The sequence below is a fragment of the Romboutsia sedimentorum genome (assembly GCF_030131845.1).
GTDB classification, from domain to species: Bacteria; Bacillota; Clostridia; order Peptostreptococcales; family Peptostreptococcaceae; genus Romboutsia_D; species Romboutsia_D sedimentorum.
In genome coordinates this window covers 160,428-178,099 of the sequence record NZ_JASKYM010000002.1, presented here as the reverse complement: position 1 = coordinate 178,099, position 17,672 = coordinate 160,428, and the positions used below count along the sequence as shown (strand labels likewise).

19 protein-coding genes are annotated in these 17,672 nt (G+C 28.9%); all 19 read right to left on the bottom strand.

All coding sequences use genetic code 11. The features are described 5' to 3' along the window. Positions 1-149: 149 nt before the first annotated feature. Positions 150-1,625, bottom strand: coding sequence for an alanine/glycine:cation symporter family protein (locus QOZ84_RS05975; RefSeq protein ID WP_284132053.1), 1,476 nt, complete (start codon positions 1,623-1,625; stop codon positions 150-152). 209 nt (positions 1,626-1,834) lie between these two features. Then, positions 1,835-3,307 carry a stage IV sporulation protein A gene (spoIVA, locus tag QOZ84_RS05970; protein ID WP_284132052.1) on the bottom strand — a complete coding sequence of 491 codons (1,473 nt, stop codon included), beginning with the start codon at positions 3,305-3,307 and terminating at the stop codon, positions 1,835-1,837. A 103-nt stretch (positions 3,308-3,410) separates the two neighbouring features. Continuing rightward, positions 3,411-4,433, bottom strand: coding sequence for an NAD(P)H-dependent glycerol-3-phosphate dehydrogenase (locus QOZ84_RS05965; RefSeq protein WP_284132051.1), 1,023 nt, complete (start codon positions 4,431-4,433; stop codon positions 3,411-3,413). 28 nt (positions 4,434-4,461) lie between these two features. Next, a complete protein-coding gene (plsY, locus tag QOZ84_RS05960) occupies positions 4,462-5,070 on the bottom strand; it encodes a glycerol-3-phosphate 1-O-acyltransferase PlsY (RefSeq protein WP_284132050.1) in 609 nt (202 codons plus the stop codon). 24 nt (positions 5,071-5,094) lie between these two features. After that, on the bottom strand, positions 5,095-6,420 hold the full coding sequence (gene der / locus QOZ84_RS05955; RefSeq protein ID WP_284132049.1) for a ribosome biogenesis GTPase Der: 1,326 nt from the start codon (positions 6,418-6,420) through the stop codon (positions 5,095-5,097). 14 nt (positions 6,421-6,434) lie between these two features. After that, positions 6,435-7,763: a DUF512 domain-containing protein gene (locus tag QOZ84_RS05950; RefSeq protein ID WP_284132048.1), complete on the bottom strand. Its 1,329-nt coding sequence runs from the start codon at positions 7,761-7,763 to the stop codon at positions 6,435-6,437. 125 nt (positions 7,764-7,888) lie between these two features. Continuing rightward, positions 7,889-8,086 carry a capping complex subunit for YIEGIA gene (locus QOZ84_RS05945; RefSeq protein WP_284132047.1) on the bottom strand — a complete coding sequence of 66 codons (198 nt, stop codon included), beginning with the start codon at positions 8,084-8,086 and terminating at the stop codon, positions 7,889-7,891. Positions 8,087-8,088: 2 nt separating this feature from the next. Further along, positions 8,089-9,021 carry a YIEGIA family protein gene (locus QOZ84_RS05940; protein ID WP_284132046.1) on the bottom strand — a complete coding sequence of 311 codons (933 nt, stop codon included), beginning with the start codon at positions 9,019-9,021 and terminating at the stop codon, positions 8,089-8,091. Positions 9,022-9,038: 17 nt separating this feature from the next. Beyond that, positions 9,039-9,971: a YIEGIA domain-containing protein gene (locus QOZ84_RS05935; RefSeq protein WP_284132045.1), complete on the bottom strand. Its 933-nt coding sequence runs from the start codon at positions 9,969-9,971 to the stop codon at positions 9,039-9,041. 90 nt (positions 9,972-10,061) lie between these two features. Then, positions 10,062-11,348: a HAMP domain-containing sensor histidine kinase gene (locus tag QOZ84_RS05930; protein WP_284132044.1), complete on the bottom strand. Its 1,287-nt coding sequence runs from the start codon at positions 11,346-11,348 to the stop codon at positions 10,062-10,064. Between the two features lie 27 nt (positions 11,349-11,375). Next, positions 11,376-12,065, bottom strand: coding sequence for a winged helix-turn-helix domain-containing protein (locus QOZ84_RS05925; protein WP_284132043.1), 690 nt, complete (start codon positions 12,063-12,065; stop codon positions 11,376-11,378). 18 nt (positions 12,066-12,083) lie between these two features. Further along, positions 12,084-12,794 carry a peptidoglycan editing factor PgeF gene (gene pgeF, locus QOZ84_RS05920; protein ID WP_284132042.1) on the bottom strand — a complete coding sequence of 237 codons (711 nt, stop codon included), beginning with the start codon at positions 12,792-12,794 and terminating at the stop codon, positions 12,084-12,086. Between the two features lies 1 nt (position 12,795). After that, positions 12,796-13,254 carry a transcriptional regulator NrdR gene (gene nrdR / locus QOZ84_RS05915; RefSeq protein ID WP_284132041.1) on the bottom strand — a complete coding sequence of 153 codons (459 nt, stop codon included), beginning with the start codon at positions 13,252-13,254 and terminating at the stop codon, positions 12,796-12,798. A gap of 22 nt (positions 13,255-13,276) precedes the next feature. After that, complete coding sequence (locus QOZ84_RS05910) at positions 13,277-13,540, bottom strand: YlmC/YmxH family sporulation protein (RefSeq protein ID WP_284132040.1); 264 nt, start codon at positions 13,538-13,540, stop codon at positions 13,277-13,279. Positions 13,541-13,616: 76 nt separating this feature from the next. After that, positions 13,617-15,290 (bottom strand): bifunctional diguanylate cyclase/phosphohydrolase, encoded by a 1,674-nt coding sequence (locus QOZ84_RS05905; RefSeq protein WP_284132039.1) that lies wholly within the window; start codon positions 15,288-15,290, stop codon positions 13,617-13,619. A 66-nt stretch (positions 15,291-15,356) separates the two neighbouring features. Further along, on the bottom strand, positions 15,357-15,476 hold the full coding sequence (locus tag QOZ84_RS05900; RefSeq protein ID WP_284132038.1) for a cyclic lactone autoinducer peptide: 120 nt from the start codon (positions 15,474-15,476) through the stop codon (positions 15,357-15,359). A 70-nt stretch (positions 15,477-15,546) separates the two neighbouring features. Continuing rightward, complete coding sequence (locus QOZ84_RS05895) at positions 15,547-16,200, bottom strand: accessory gene regulator ArgB-like protein (protein ID WP_284132037.1); 654 nt, start codon at positions 16,198-16,200, stop codon at positions 15,547-15,549. A gap of 22 nt (positions 16,201-16,222) precedes the next feature. Further along, complete coding sequence (locus tag QOZ84_RS05890; protein ID WP_284132036.1) at positions 16,223-16,705, bottom strand: hypothetical protein; 483 nt, start codon at positions 16,703-16,705, stop codon at positions 16,223-16,225. A 128-nt stretch (positions 16,706-16,833) separates the two neighbouring features. Beyond that, the gene (gene sigG, locus QOZ84_RS05885; protein ID WP_284132035.1) at positions 16,834-17,607 is read right to left on the bottom strand and encodes an RNA polymerase sporulation sigma factor SigG; all 774 of its coding nucleotides are present in this window, start codon (positions 17,605-17,607) and stop codon (positions 16,834-16,836) included. Positions 17,608-17,672 lie beyond the last annotated feature (65 nt).

Genomic DNA, 17,672 nt, shown 5'->3' with positions numbered 1-17,672 from the left:
TTAACTCCTTAATTCAATAAATATTATTCTCTAAGTACTTGGAATATAGTCCCCTAATAGATTATATTTATAGTTAAGAATTTTAATGTGTTAAGTTTTCGTTAAAAATATAAATAAAAATGACTCCTCTAAAGGAGCCATTTCATTTACTAGATCTTATTTTTATTTTTTTGTACCCAAAAATCAGCATTTTTTATTCCTAATTTAATAGGATCAAACGTAATTTGTTCTCTTGGAATTCCTGCTTTTAATTGACTTTCATAGTCCTTAAAACATTTTATTGCTGTATTAGATAAAAGAAGTATTGCAACTATATTAAGCCATGCCATACTCCCAACTCCAATATCTCCTAGTGTCCATGCAAGGGCTGCCGTTTTTATACATCCAAATGCTGTCATAAATAATAAAACTATTCTTAATAAATTTACAGCTATTTTATTTATGTTCTTTCCCTTTATTTTTTTACATATATAAGTTACATTTACCTCAGCTATATAGTAATATGCCATTAATGTAGTAAATGCAAAGAAGAACAATGCTATTGCAACAAATGCTGCTCCAAAGCCTGGTATTAAACTATTAACTGCTGTTTGAGTATAAATAGGTCCTATCTCTACACCTGGTAGATTTTCAACTATCATTGACCCTCCACTACCCATTACATTATAACTGTCTGTCATCAATATCATAAATCCAGTTGCTGAACATACAAATAATGTATCTACATATACTGAAAAAGATTGAACTAAACCTTGTTTAGCTGGATGACTCACTTCTGCCGCTGCTGCTGCTTGTGGTCCTGTACCTTGACCTGCTTCATTTGAGTAAACTCCACGTTTTACTCCCCATGCTATCGTTGAACCAAGTATGCCTGCAAATGCTTGTTCTGCTCCAAATGCTGATTTAAATATTAGTGCTAAAACATCTGGGACATGACGTATATTAACAACTATTATTACTACTGACATTAATATATATATTCCACCCATAATCGGAACTATTAATTCTGCAGCTGAACCAATTCTCTTTATACCTCCAAATATTATAAGAGATAATAATACTACTATAACTGCTGCTATTATTGAAGGACTTATTCCAAATGCATTATTTACTGCTACTGCTATAGAATTTGATTGAACTCCAGGCAAGAATACTCCTGTTGCTAATACTGTAGCTACTGCAAATAGTATTCCATACCATTTAGAAAATTTTGTATTACCTAGACCTTTTTCAATATAATATGCTGGTCCTCCACGATATTGTCCATCGTGTTCTTCTTTATAAATTTGAGCTAATGCAGACTCTGCAAATGCTGAACCTGCGCCTAAAAATGCTATTGCCCACATCCAAAATAGCGCTCCTGGACCTCCCATAGCTATTGCTGTTGCAACTCCTGCTATATTGCCTGTACCTATACGACCTGCTAATGCCGTACATAGTGCTTGAAATGAAGATATTCCTTCTGCTGATTTTTCACCCTTAAAGAGTAACGTTACCATTTCTTTTATGTGTCTAACTTGAGAAAAACGAGTCCTAAAAGAAAAATAAATACCGGCTCCTAAACATAAGTATATAAGCCAGTTACTCCAAATTACATTATTAATTGAATTAACAATTCCCTCCATAAAACGCCTCCTATAAAAAATAAAATATAATATAATATAATAATAAATATGAGTTAAATGTTTAATACATTTAAGACCTATTAACTATTATTTCAACAAAAAAATTAATTATCCTTCTTTTATTTTCTGAATATTCTAAATATATTAAATTCAAAAAATAGAAGAGTTAATTTTGTACAATGTATAAAATTAACTCTTCTTATTTTATTCTATAATAAAATTGTTATTATATTCATGCTGCCTTCATTTATAATTTTTTGTAGAGTTTTTTGAATTTTAACTCTTATTTCTTCTGGCATTGTATATAGTTTACTTTGCAATTGTTCTTTAACTAAATCGTGTAAAGATTTTCCAAACATATTTGCTTCCCATATACCATTAGGGTTTTGTTCTAATTCATCTTGTAAATACTTAAGCATTTCTTCACCTTGATTTTGATTTCCAGCTATAGGGCAAATTTCTGTAGATATGTCCGCCTTTATTATATGAAGTGATGGAGCATTTGCTCTTATTTTTATACCGTATTGTTTTCCTTGTTTTGTCATTTCAGGAATCTCTAAAGTAAGATCATTTAAAGATGGAGCTACCATACCATAGCCTTTATCCTTAGCTTCTTCTAGAGCAAGTTCTACCTTATCATATTCAGTTTTAACTCTAGATAATTTAGTAACAAGATTTAGTAACTGATGATCTCCTTCTATTTTAAATCCACTCTTTTCTTCTAATACATTGTAGAATAGTCCTTGTTTTGCAGTTAAGTCAATGCTTATAACACCTTCTCCAAGTTCTACATTATCTACCTCTGTATCTTCTAAAAATTCTAGTTCAGAAAATCCTGCTACAATGCTATCTATATCCCTTATTTTTCCTATTTCTTCTACACTTTGTTTTAGTGTAGATATTATGTTATTTTTTATCCAGTGATTTCTTTCTAATCCTTCTACCCATTGTGGTAAATTTATTCTTATTTCATTTAATGGGAAATCATAAAGCACTGTTTCCATCACATTTTCAATATCTTCTTCGTCCATAGCTAAAACATTTAACGGAACTATAGGAGCGTCATATTTTTCTTCTAACTCAGCTCTTAACATCTCTGTTTGCTCGCTATCTGGATCTAATGTATTTAATACGATTGCAAATGGTTTATTTAATGATTTTAATTCATTTATAACTCTTTCTTCAGCTGAAAGATAATTTTTTCTATCTATTCCAGTTACAGATCCATCTGTTAAAACTACTATTCCTAATGTTGAGTGGTCTCTTATAACCTTTTTAGTTCCTATTTCTGCAGCTTTTTCAAATGTCATAGCCTCTTGTGACCAAGGAGTAGAAACAAGTCTTTGCTTGCCTTCCTCTTCATGGCCTAAAGCTCCATCTACTATGTACCCTACACAATCAACCATTCTAACTTTTAGAGATACATTTTCTCTTATTTTTATTTCTACACCATCAGCTGGAACAAATTTTGGTTCTACTGTCATTATTGTTTTTCCTGATCCACTTTGCGGTATTTCATCTTGTGTTCTCTCTCTTTTAAATTCATTTTCTATGTTTGGTAATACCAATTTTTCCATGAATTTTCTTATAAATGTAGATTTACCTGTTCTCACGGGTCCTACTACACCAATATATATATCACCTTGTGTTCTTTTTGCTATGTCTTCATATATGTTGTTCATTAAATTCCCCTCCTGCATATAGTTTCTTAATAAATTATATTTAGGATTTTAAATTATTATTACTAAAATTTAATTTTGTTTTGTATAATAAAAAAAGCTAGGATTAAAATCCTAGCTTATCATCTACTACTTCTTCCATTTCATGAGTCTTATTTCTCATCATTAATTCTATTACTACTTCATTTGTACTACATCCATTATGTAATACAGAATATATAGCATTAGTTATAGGCATGTCTATGTTTAACTCTTTTGCTACTTCATATGCTACTTCAGTTGCAGTTATACCTTCAACTACCATTTTTACTTCTTTAAGGGTCTCATCTAAGCTTTTACCTTGACCTATAAGTATCCCAGCTCGTCTATTCCTACTGTGCATACTAGTACAAGTAACTATTAAATCTCCAATACCTGAAAGCCCTGCAAATGTTGAAACATTTGCTCCCATTGCACTTCCAAGTCTTCCGATTTCTCTAATTCCTCTAGTCATTAGTGCCGCTTTAGCATTGTCTCCATAACCTAGTCCATCACATATACCAGCACCGAAAGCTATAATATTTTTTAAAGCTCCTCCAAGTTCTACACCAACTATATCAGGATTAGTATAAACTCTAAATTTAGGACTCATAAATACATCTTGTACCGTTTGAGCTACTTCTAAATCTTTTGATGATACTACTACTGTTGTTGGTATATCTTTTGCAACTTCTTCTGCATGAGAGGGTCCAGATAATGTTACATATGGGTTATTAGGTAACTCTTGTTCACAAACCTCTGATAGTCTAAGACCAGTTCCTTTTTCAAGTCCTTTTGCTACATCAACAAGTATCTGATTGTCTTTTACAAAAGGTTTTATTTGCTTAGACACACTTCTTATAGCCTGAGATGGAACTGCTAAAACTATTATTTTACTATCTAATACGGCTTTTTCCAAATCCGTAGTTAATGTTATATTATTTGGAAATAAAACTCCAGGTAAATAATCTGTATTTTCTTTAGTTTTGTTTATTTTATTGGCTTGCTCTTTATTTAAGGTCCACATGATTACTTCATAGCCTTTTTTCGCTAGAACCAGTGCCAACGCACTTCCCCAGCTTCCAGCTCCTAGTACACATATTTTTTCCATCTTAAACACCACCTAACCATTATAAAATTTATTGTTTATTTTGACCTATTTTTCTTTCTGTACCTTTTATTAATCTCTTTAAGTTTTCTCTATGAGTATATATAACTGATATAGCTAAAAATAGTGTAACGAATATACCTTTTTTATTTTGAATAAAGATCATAATTATAGGAGATATAGATATACCAAGTACAGATGCTAGTGATACGTATTTTGTAGTTGCTACTATCAGTAAAAATATCCCAAAGCATATTAGTGCAATTATAGGGTTTACTGCTATCATAGCTCCAAGTGAAGTTGCAACACCTTTACCGCCTCTAAAGCCTAAAAATGCTGGCCAATTATGACCAGAAACTACACCTACAACAGCTACATATCCAGCTGTAACTACATCAATACCTGCTAATTTAGCTATAATTTGAGCTATAACTACAGCCATGATACCTTTTAATACGTCTCCTAAAAATGTCATTGCTCCTGCCTTTTTACCAAGGGTTCTAAGTACATTTGTAGAACCTGCATTTCCAGATCCTTGAGTTCTTATATCAACCCCAGTTAATCTTTTAGCAACTATATAAGACGTTGATATATTTCCTAAAAGATAGGCAATTATAATAATTATTATATAGCTAAGCATATTGTTCCCCCTTAAGAAGTACTATTATTTTCTAATTTTTTCTCTGTACTCAAATTGTACAGGTGTTCCTTCAAATCCAAAGTTTTCTCTTATTTTATTTTCAAGATATCTTTGATATGAGAAGTGAGTTAAACTCTTGTTATTTATAAATAAAGTAAACTTTGGTGGTTTAACTCCAGTTTGAGATCCATAGTAAATTTTTAGTCTCTTACCTTTATCTGATGGTGGTTGATTTAACATTACAGCTTCACCTATTACATCATTTAACGCTGATGTTGAAACTCTCTTAGAATGTTCACTAGCTACATATGTAGCTACTTCTAAAACTTTGTCCATTCTTTGGTTAGTTTTAGCAGAAATAAATATAACTGGTGCGTACATCATGAACGGGAACTTTTCTTTTACTTCTTTAGTGAAATTACCTAAAGTTTTGTTGTCTTTTTCTATTAAGTCCCACTTATTAATTACAAATACACAAGCTTTACCTTCATCATGAGCTATACCTGCAACCTTTGTATCTTGCTCTGTAAACCCTTCTGCTGCATCTATTACTATAAGTACTACATCTGCTCTATCAACAGCTGCCATAGATCTTATTACGCTATATTTTTCTACGTTCTCATATATCTTACTTTTTCTTCTTAAGCCGGCTGTATCTATAAGAAGATATTTTTGTCCATTTTTTTCTACATAAGTATCGACTGCATCTCTAGTAGTTCCTGCAATAGGACTTACTATAACTCTTTCTTCACCTAGTATCTTATTAAGTATAGAACTTTTTCCTGCATTTGGTTTACCAGTTATAGCTACTCTTATCATATCTTCGTCATACTCAGTGTTTAATCCTTCTGGGAAATTCTGAATAACTTCATCTAATAAGTCTCCAAGACCCATACTATTAGCACTTGAAATTGCAAACGGAACTCCAAGACCTAATTCATAAAAATCATAAACATTATCAAACTGACTTTGACTGTCTATTTTGTTAACTACTAATATTACTGGTTTTTTAGTTTTTCTAAGTATTTGAGCTACTTCTCTATCAGCAGGAGTTAATCCTGATTTTCCATCAACTATAAAAAGTATAATGTGAGCCATGTCCATAGCAAGCATTGCTTGATTTCTCATATGAGATAATATTATATCTCCATTTTCAGGCTCTATACCTCCTGTATCTATTAATGTGAAGTATCTGTTTAACCATTCTACCTCTGTGAATATTCTATCTCTAGTTACTCCTGGAGTATCTTCTACTATAGATATTCTTTTTCCTGCTAATTTATTAAATAATGTAGATTTTCCAACATTTGGTCTTCCTACTACTGCAACTATCGGTCTATTATCGCTCATAATTATTTCCTTTCTTATTTTAAAATTTTATCAACAAAATCGTGCCCTTCATTTAAGCATGGTACGATTTCAATTTTCATAAGTTCTTGCAATTTTTCTAGTGTTATATTGTCTAAGAATATATCCTCATCAGCTTTAAGCATACTTCTTGGAATGTATAAAGTTTCGCCTAGATCTTTATATTCTAGATGTTGCATTATATCAGTTGCCGTTATAAGACCTGACACAGTTATTGTTTCTCCAAAGAAGTCGTTAAGTATTTTATAAACATTTATCTCTATACTCGGGCATACATCCATTATCTCTTTAGCCATTTTTTTTATAAATTCAAATGCTGAATGTCCTGTTGCTATAGAAACTTTTTTATTTCTTGAAATTTGATCCTTCGATAATGTTTTTAAATGATCTTGTATTTCTCTTTCTAACTTACTTATCATTCCTACTCCATTTTCAAATTGTATGAAATCTTCATATTCATCGTATTCTAATAGACTTCGATTCGCAATTATATAAAATTCATCCGATAAAAATGCAAATCTAGTTCCTATTTTGTTTAAATACTCATTTTGAATTTGATCTATTTGGTCTATGGTTTCATTAGCATCTTTTTTACTAAATATTTCTAAATTAGGTAAATGAGCTCTATGCTTAGTTATTCCTACGGGAACAATCGCCGCACTATTTACATATGGATATAAATTCGATAAATCATTTATTGTTCTTGTTAATTCTTCTTTGTCATTGTATCCTGGACATAATACTATTTGACAATTCATCTGAATTTGAGCATCAGCTAAACGCTTCATTATACTATACAGTTTACCTGCAAACTTATTTTTAATCATAGTTTGTCTAAGTTCTGGATTTGTAGTATGTACAGATATATTTATAGGACTTATCCTATATTTTATTATGTTATTTATATCATCTTCACTCATATTTGTTAAAGTTACAAAATTTCCTTGTAAAAATGATAATCTTGAATCGTCATCTTTAAAATAAAGAGTTTCTCTCATTCCTTTTGGAAGTTGATCTATAAAACAAAATACACATTTATTTCTACAGCTTTTAGCTTGATCTATTATAGGATTTGTAAATTCAATTCCTAAATCTTCATCATAGTCTTTTTCTATTTCGTATACGTATATATCTCCGTCAATCTTTTTTATCTCAACCTCTAAGTATTCATCACTCAATAAAAATTTATACTCTATTATATCATGTATTGCTTGATCATTTATAGAAATAAGTAAATCTCCAACTTCTACACCTATTTCCTCTGCAATACTGTCTTTATATACTTTATTTATTATGTTATTTACGTTTTTAACATTTACTTCCATAAATTATCACCACTTTTCTTTAGTAAACACAATCATATTATAATACCATGTTTTGATAAAAATAGTCAATATTCCCTATAATTCAAAAGGCACCCTTGGGCACCTTTTAATGTTTTACTATACTTTTAATGTTTGACTATAATTAAAGTTCCTGGTGTTATTTCATGAACCATTCCACCTACACATTTAGACGTGAGCATTGCTTTATTTTGTAATTCTTTATTGTCTTTTGCGTAAAATACTGGACATCCACCACTTTTGAGATTTGTGTTAGTTGTAATTATAGCTAAAGTATACTCATTTATTCCAATGTTCATCCCCATATTTAAGCACTTCCTTTCTTACCTATTGGATAATTTTTAAGTGATAAATTTTTACCTTTAGCACTAGAAAGAATAGGACATGATTTAACTGCTTGTATAAGTTTATCTATATCTTTTTCAACTGGTATATAAGCTATAACTAAACTTTCTTTTTTAGGGTTTCTTCTTGGAAGTGGATAAAAAGATGGCTCATCTTTTTCCTTAAGTATTCCTAGCCTAGAATATATATTATAAAGTATAGTTTGTCGTTGACCTGGATCCATTAATATACCTGCATTACTATAACTTTTATCTTTCGGGATTATTTCTATACCCAATCCCTTAGAAAGATATCTATCTCTATCAGCTTTTAGTCCTACATTTGTTATTCCCTTTAATTCCCCTACTTGCATTATACATTCATCTACAAAAGTTATTTCTACAGGTACTACGTCTGCTATATCTCCTATACTTTCCCTTTGTAACATTTTTTTAAGTATAAAAGCTAATAACAATCCGCAACAAGCACTTATTATCAAGCTAATATTTGAATTTAATTTAAATTCTGAAATAATTAAATAATGTAGCCCAACTGTTGATAAGGACGTTATTATACACATATAGTTTCTAACCTCATACGTTCTTGCTATTTCTTCTATAAATGCTTCTCCTCTTTGTACAAGTTGAACATCTTCTAAATTTTGTAATGTATTTCTTCTATTTTCTCTTACTTGCCTAAATTGTTCCGCAGCTAGTGATAAAAACGTTATTGATGTATATGAACGAGCTCTTAAAGCTGGTACAAGTAATGCACCTAAAGAAGATGCTACAAATGCTAACACTAACTGAGATAATAATATATTTGGTTGTGTAGGATATTGTCTTTGGTCTAAGTTAAGCATTATTATCCTAGACAGCAAACCTATTGTTAACCCTACTAAAAATATTTTATCCACTATATCACCTCTTTTATTTATGATTTTTTTATTTTATAAGCACTTTGTTTTCCTTTTGATGTTTCTACAATAGGTGTACTTTTAACTACTTCTATCATTGAATTTATATCTTTTAGTATTGGTATAAAAGGTATAACAACAGTATTTTTTTCTAAGTTAGTTTTTGATATTGCTAAAATATCTTCTTCATCTACATCTTTATTTATACCTAAATGTAAAAAAATATTATGTAAAATAGCATCCCTTTGACCACTATCATTTACTATTCCAAAATTCCCTATACTTTTAGGTATAATCTCTATTGCTATCCCTTCTTGTAAATATTTTTTTCTACTGTCTTCTAAACCAATATTAGTTATTATAACTTCATTAACTTTTAAAAGAGGTCCTTCAAAATTTATCTTTGCTTCTACTACATCTGCTACATCACCAATACTATTTCTTCTTAGGTATCTTCTAAATAAAAGTCCTACTATTGCTCCTCCTACTACTGCTCCTGCACTACATCCAAAGAATCCTACATTATACTTTTTTGCTAAATATATATATATTATTGAAGCCGCTAAAGATGACAATAGACTTATATAACTTCTTGACTCATATGTAGCTGCTATTTCTTCCACATATGCACAACCTTTTTGTACCATTTCACTTTTATCAATATTTTCTAATGTTATCCTTTCTTGTTGCGCTAATCCTTGGAACTGCTGTATTGCTACTGAAAAAAATGTTAAAGCTGCAAATTCTTTGTCTAGTAAAGCTGGAAGTGCTATTGCACCTAATGATGCTGATAAACCTGATATAATTATTTGTTCTAAATAATCTTGGGGTCTAGATGGGTATTGTTTATCAGTTACTCTTAAAACAAGCCCTCTACAAACTATTCCTATAATTATTGTTACTATAAAGGCTCTTCTAAATACTTCCTCATTTAAAAAGCTCTCTTCCATTTTCTCACTCCTTTTGTGTAAACTAACTTTAATTTCTTTATATTTTTCACTGTAGTTAGTTTATGCAAAAACAAAAAAAAATCTCCTTTATTAAAGGAAATTTTTTTGAGGTATAATAACAATAAATTCGCTACCTTTTCCTAATTCACTTTTTACGTTTATACTTCCGCCTAAAAATTTAACTATATGCTTTGTTATAGCTAATCCTAAACCGGTTCCACCTACATCTCTACTTCTAGCTTTATCTACTCTATAAAATCTTTCAAATATGCGTTCTCTATCTTCTTGTGGTATTCCTACACCTTCATCTTTAACACTAATTATACTTTTACTTTGTCCCACACTAACCTTAATATGAACATTTTTGTTTTCTGGTGTATATTTTATTGCATTGTCTATTAAGTTTAAAAATACTTGTTTTATATAATCTCTGTTTAAAAATAATACTGCACTTTTGTCGCTAAATTCATACGTTAGATTTATATTTTTTGATTTTGCTAGATAGCTAGTCATGTCATATATCTCTATGAAAACTTCATATATACATACACCATCTACTAATACATTATCTTTATTTTCTATAAACGATAATAATAATATATCATCAATTAACCTCTTTAGCCTGTTAGACTCACCTTCTATGATGCCTAAAAATCTATTTCTTGTATTTATGTCTATATTTTCATTTAATTTTAAGGTTTCTACAAAACCACTTATTGATGTTAAAGGTGTTTTAAGTTCATGACTTACATTTGCTACAAAATCTGTTCTCATATTTTCTAGTTTAACCTTTTCTGTTATATCTTCTATATTAATAATAGATCCTATTATTATGTTGTTAATCCCTTGAAGATATATTGGATCTAAACTAATTTTATATACTAAATCCTCATTTATTCTAAGTTCTTTACTTTTATTTTTCTTTGATCCTTTAAAAGATACTATTTCTTTAAGTAGTTTTTCTTCATTTATCAATACATTAACATTTACACCTTCTATTGGTTTTTCATAGTTACACTTTAGCATTCTTCTAGCTTCTTCATTTATTAACATTATATTGCCATCTATATCTACAGCTAAAATTCCATGAGATATACTCTTTAATATCGATGTCATTTGAAGATGGTTATACTCTACTTCGCTAATTGTACTATCCATTATTTCTATCATCTCATTAAAGTTTTTTGCCAATTCACCTAGCTCACCTTTAGCTGATATGTTTAATCTAGAATGAAATTCTTTGTTACTAATCTTTTTAGAAACATAGATAAATTCTTCTAGATATCGTCTTAATCTTAATGTATATCTAATAGATAATATTGAAACTGTTACTGATATTAATATAATGAAAAAGATTATAGTTGTTAGTTCTTCCATAAAATAGTTCTCCTAAATCTAATTATTCTAGTCAATTTTATACCCAACACCTCTTATAGTTTGAATATATTTATCTGTATTGTTGTGTCCTTCTATTTTTTTTCTCAAATATCTTATGTGTACATCTACAGTTCTAGTTTCACCATAGTATTCATAACCCCATATTTTATCTAACAAATGATTTCTAGAAAGAACTTTTCCCTTGTTCTCTAACAATAGCTTTAGTAGTTCAAACTCTTTAAGTGTTAGTTCTATTTTCTCTGACCCTTTGTATACTTCATGTTTATACAAATCTACTTTTAAATTTCCTGTTGTTAATATAATTTCACTAGGATTAGCATTTATATTACATCGTCTTAGTATTGTGCTTATCCTTGCTAATAATTCTTTTACACTAAATGGTTTTGTTATATAATCATCTGCACCAATTTCTAATCCTTCTACTTTATCATTTTCCATGTTTTTTGCAGTTAACATTATTACAGGTATTTTATTTAAAGTTTTATCATTTCTAATTTTTTTTAATACATCGATCCCACTTATATTTGGTAACATCCAATCTAAAAGTATTAAATCTGGTTTAATCTCTTTAGCTTTTATGTAGCCATCTATTCCATCATACGCATATTCAACTTCATAATCAGAAATTTCTAAGTTGAATTTAAGAAGCTCTACTATATGTACCTCATCGTCTATAACAAGTATTTTAACTTTCATCTTTGATTAGTCTCCTATCTATTTTATCTCTAGTATCATACCTATTCTCTTAGGTGTTTTATCATGTTTCCTGTAAGAGTGGAATTCATTACACCTACAACTAGTGCATATGTTTAAATTAATAATATTTTCCTCTTTAACTCCTGCACACTTTAATATATATTCATTTATTTTCCATAAGTCCAAATAATATTTTTCTTCTTTTATTATATAGAACTTTTCTTCTTTATTTGTAACAATTGTGTTAAATTTTTCAATCAATTCTTTTGATACTTCATAGCAACATGGGCCTATTGATGGGCCTATTACACATACAACATCTTGTGCATTAGTAAAATAATTATCACTCATTAGCTCTATAGTCTTTTGAGCTATTTTATCATATGTTCCCCTCCAGCCTGCATGTGCTATACCTATAGCTTTATTTTTTTTATCTATAATAGCTATAGGAACACAATCTGCTGTAAATATTAATAGTGGAACATTTTTAATATTAGTTATTAATGCATCTCCATCTACCTTTTTGCCTATATTATCCTTATCTATTACGTTAACTATATCCGAATGTATTTGGATATTGCTACTTAAATTTTCAAAATTAAAGTTTCCTGTATTACAAACTCTTAACATGTCTTTTTTTAATTTAGCATCTATATCTTTAAGTGTAATAGCTAGATTTATAAAATCTATATTATCTTTAATATCTTTAACATTTATAAAATCATTCATACTAATCACCCTTTTCCATAAGTATGTTTTTTAATTCTATTACAAATGTATTTATGTCTTTAAACTGTCTATATACAGATGCAAATCTAACATATGCTACTTCATCTACATCTTTTAGTTTATCCATAACCATCTCACCTATTTTTTGTGTTTCAATTTCGGCTATATAAAATTGATTTATTTTATTTTCAATGTAGGCTACTATCTCATCAATTTGTTCTAGTGATACTGGTCTTTTTTCACAAGACTTTAATATTCCACTTTTTATTTTTTCACCGTCAAAATATTCTCTACTATCATCTTTCTTTATAACCATCACTGGTGTTGTTTCTATTTTTTCGTATGTTGTAAATCTTTTTTTACATAACTCACATTCTCTTCTTCTTCTGATAGATTTACTATCTGTATGTCTTGAGTCTATTACTTTAGACTCTTTATAATTACAATAAGGGCATTGCACTTTTTATTCCTCCTTACGTTAGCTATATATTAAATTGGTCTACGTTAAGTTCTGAGCCTATATTTACTATTATAGTATCACATCCTATTTTTAGTATATCACTAAAGAATACAACTTGTCCTTCACCATTTCTAGAAAATAATCCTCTACCTCCATCTCCAGTTATGGTAAATGACATTATCTTCCCTTCATTTATATCCATATCTATATCGGTTATGAATCCCATTCTTTTTCCATTCTTAACATTTATTATTTCCTTTTCCATTATATCAGATACTCTTATCATTATAATCCCCTCCCTTTAAAAATAGATATGTGCTTGGACAAAAAAAAATGACCTTTTTGGGTCATTTTATATATATCTAAAAATTTTCTTTGTATTTTTCTAACATTTCTATAAATATTTCAACTAACTCAGGGTCAAATTGAAGTCCTGCATTTAATCTTAATTCTTCTATTCCCTCTTCATGACTTTTACGAACATTGTATGGTCTATTAGAAGTCATAGCATCAAAACTATCTGCAATAGTCAACATTCTAGCTAAATAAGGTATTTCTTGACCTTTTAAGCCATCTGGATAACCGCCGCCATCGTATCGTTCATGATGATATTTTATAAGCGGTACAAACGATTCAAACGGTTTTATATTTTGTATTAACCCTACGCCTACTTCAGGATGATCCTTAAACATTTGAAACTCCGTATTCGTAAGTCTTCCTTTTTTATTTAATACTTCTTCTGGTATTTCTAATTTACCTATATCATGTAAATAAGCTGCTATTTGGATTTGGGCTTGATCTTCTTCTTTTAATTTAAGCATCTGAGCAAACCATTTTACATATATTACAACTCTCTCAGTATGACCATAAGTATATCTATCTTTTAAATTTATCATATTAATAAATGTTTTTAGTGATTTTATAGTATCTTCTTTTATATCCATTCGTTTGCATAAATCATCTAAAACACTATGATATGATTCTACTCTATTTTTATTAAACGACTTAGCTCTATATAAAGCGTCGTCTGCTGTATTTATAAGTTGATGCTTACTTATTGCTCTTGTAGGATATGATGATACTCCAATTGATATAGTAATATTTTTATTAGGCTGATTTTCTTGCCCCACAAATTCTGTGTTTTGTATGGCAGATCTAATTTTTTCACCTATCTCTATAGCATTTTCTTCGTCTGTATTTGGAAGTATAGCTGCAAATTCTTCGCCTCCATACCTAGCCACTACATCATTTTCTCTTATGCTATCTTTTAAAATTTTACCTATTTGCTTAAGTAGCAAATCTCCCGATTGGTGCCCGTTTATATCATTATAATTCTTAAAATAATCTATATCCATAAATAATAAAGATACTTGTTTATTTTGCTTTTGTGCATCTTCTAAATTATTTTGAAGATAATCTTGAAAATACCTATGATTATAAAGACCTGTTAACTCATCCTTATTAACTAATTCTTTTAATTCTTTACTGTGCTGTCTCTCAGTATCTACATACATACCCAGTATAAACGCAGTCATAAATAAAGCACTTATTAATACTAAGTCATTTTCAAAATATTTACTTAATAGTTTCATATTTGGAGAACTTGCTACAATGTCTATAAACAATATAGATAATGAAGAAACCACCGCCAATGCTATACTATAGTTTTTTCCAAATTGTATAGCACCTATTAAAACTATAAATATACTTACAAGTTTATAATAACTTGCTTGAGCTCCTGTACTTACAACTGCTACTACAAATATTACAACTAAAAATATAGTTTCTATTATGTCTATTAATTTAGGGGAATTATTAATATAGTCTTTCCTATAATAGTATACCCATGAAAAGTAAATAATTATAAGCAATGATATTATACAAGTTCCAGCATACATTATTATTATATTTTTAATTTCAAGGGTTAATCCATTGTTGCTAACTACCGAAACTATACAAAGTAATATATAAACTACTTTTAATGATATTATAATTTCAGAAACTTTTTTATTTCTTGTTTTTTCAAAATTATTCATTATTATCACCTAATATATAATTTAATTAAAACCATAGGGACATGTCCCTATGGTTTTAATTATTTATTATTCTTCTCTTAATGATTTTGGTACCTCTGGCTCGAAAAATACCATTACGCAGAATGTAGAAGCGCCTTGTGAAACGTTTGATATCATATTAGATATCGCATCAAATAAAAAGTTCATTTTAAATCCCCCTTTTAACAAAATTTTATTAATTTATCTTAAGATAATTAACTTATCTTAGAATACAGAGTTATGATATTTTCAGTTTTCCTAACATATCATCTAATACGTCTATTAATTTTTGTCCAAATTTGGTAAGCATTGAAATTTGTAATAATAAGCCTAGCCACATACAGCTTATTATATCCTTTAATATATATATATCTTGCTTTTTATATATTAAATACCCTGCTAATATAGCTATTGAGTATAAGTTAACCAATGTAAATGCTTTTTTTCTTAATTTTTTTCTAGTAGATTCTTTTTTTAATGGTTTGTTTTTAGAACCTACAGGACATTTATAATAAAGTACTATATAAGATACTATAATACCTATCAGCAATATAAGTAATAACATATTATCTTCTAATAAAATCATTCCTGTTTTGTACAGGAAACATAATGTAAGTGATACTATTATTCCTATTAATAAGCACCTATTTGGTGTGTTTGCATGAACGCCACCTGAATACCTTTTCAACCACGCTGCTGAAAAGGTTATTGTCATAATTTCAATTGCCATGCCTGTAACTAGACCCGCTATAAATGTTAAAACAATAGACAAGCTAGTATGTATTATTATAAATAAGCCATAATTCAAAACAGCTTTTTCTTCTTCAGTTTTATCTAATCTATTCCCTAATTTTTCTGATACACCTTTTGATATATTATCTATAGCCCCCATGTTACTCTCCTACTATACAATTTCAGTATTTTAACTTTTCTTTTAATATTTTTTTTGTTTTATTTTGTATCTTATTAAATAATAAAGATAATCCTAAAAATATTACTAAAGATGGAAGTGTTGTTACAGCTCCTTTTATACCTATATTATTTGTTAAAACAGCAAATGGTATTTTTATAATTTTAGTAGCTATCATTATATATATTGCTTCACTCAATGACAATGCTATCCAAATTTGACATGTTGCTATAATAGAATTTAAAAGCCTATCTTTTGATACCATAAATAATATTGCACCAACTATTATCATAGACAATACTGTATGTATTCCAAAGCTAATTGGTAATTTTCTTATTATAGATACAATAATTCCCAATAAAATTCCTTTTTTTAATATATATAATTTATCTTTTTTTATACCTAATAAAATAAATCCAGAAAATATTATCATTATACTTTCTGGAATTGTTCTTAATATAGTATAAATAATGTCTGAATTAATCATAATTTTTCTCCTTGAGTAAGTTTCTCATATAATAAATTATACCATATTTTGCCGTTTTTTTACAATAATTACAAAAAAATAAAAATCGTTGATATAATTTTATATCAACGATCAATTCTTAGCTTTCTCTACATGTATTTTTTCATATTTTTTAAAGCATTTTTTTCAATTCTTGATACTTGAGCTTGAGATATTCCAATCTCATCTGCCACTTCTATTTGAGTTCGCCCTTTATAAAACCTTAAGTCTAGTACTAGCTTTTCTCTATTGTTCAACTTTTTAATTGCTTCTTTCAATGATATTTCTTGTAACCAATTTTCATCTGTATCTTTTTTATCTTGTACTTGGTCCATTACAAATATAGCATCTCCATTGTCTTGGTACACCGGATCAAATAATGATATAGGATCTTGTATTGCATCTAATGCCATAACTACATCTTCTACCGCTAGTTCTAGTTCCTTTGCTATCTCAGACACTGTAGGCTCTTTTGAATTAGCTCGTACTAGTCTTTCTCTAACTTGTAAAGCTTTGTATGCTACATCCTTTAATGATCTACTAACTCTTATAGGATTATTGTCTCTTAAATATCTTCTTATTTCACCTATAATCATAGGAACTGCATAAGTTGAAAATCTTACATTTTGGCTTAAATCAAAATTGTCTATAGCCTTTATTAGACCTATACATCCTATTTGGAATAAATCATCTACATTCTCTCCTCTATTATTGAACTTTTGTATCACACTTAAAACTAGTCTCAGATTTCCTCTTACAAACTGTTGTCTTGCCTCTTCATCTCCGGCTTTTATTTTCACAAAAAGCTCCATCATTTGCTTATTTTTAAGAACTGGAAGCTCAGATGTATTTACACCACAGATTTCAACTTTATTTATTTGCATACATTTCAGTCCTTTCTTAAAAGTTTTATCTATATGAAATTATTTACACATCATATATTTTTATA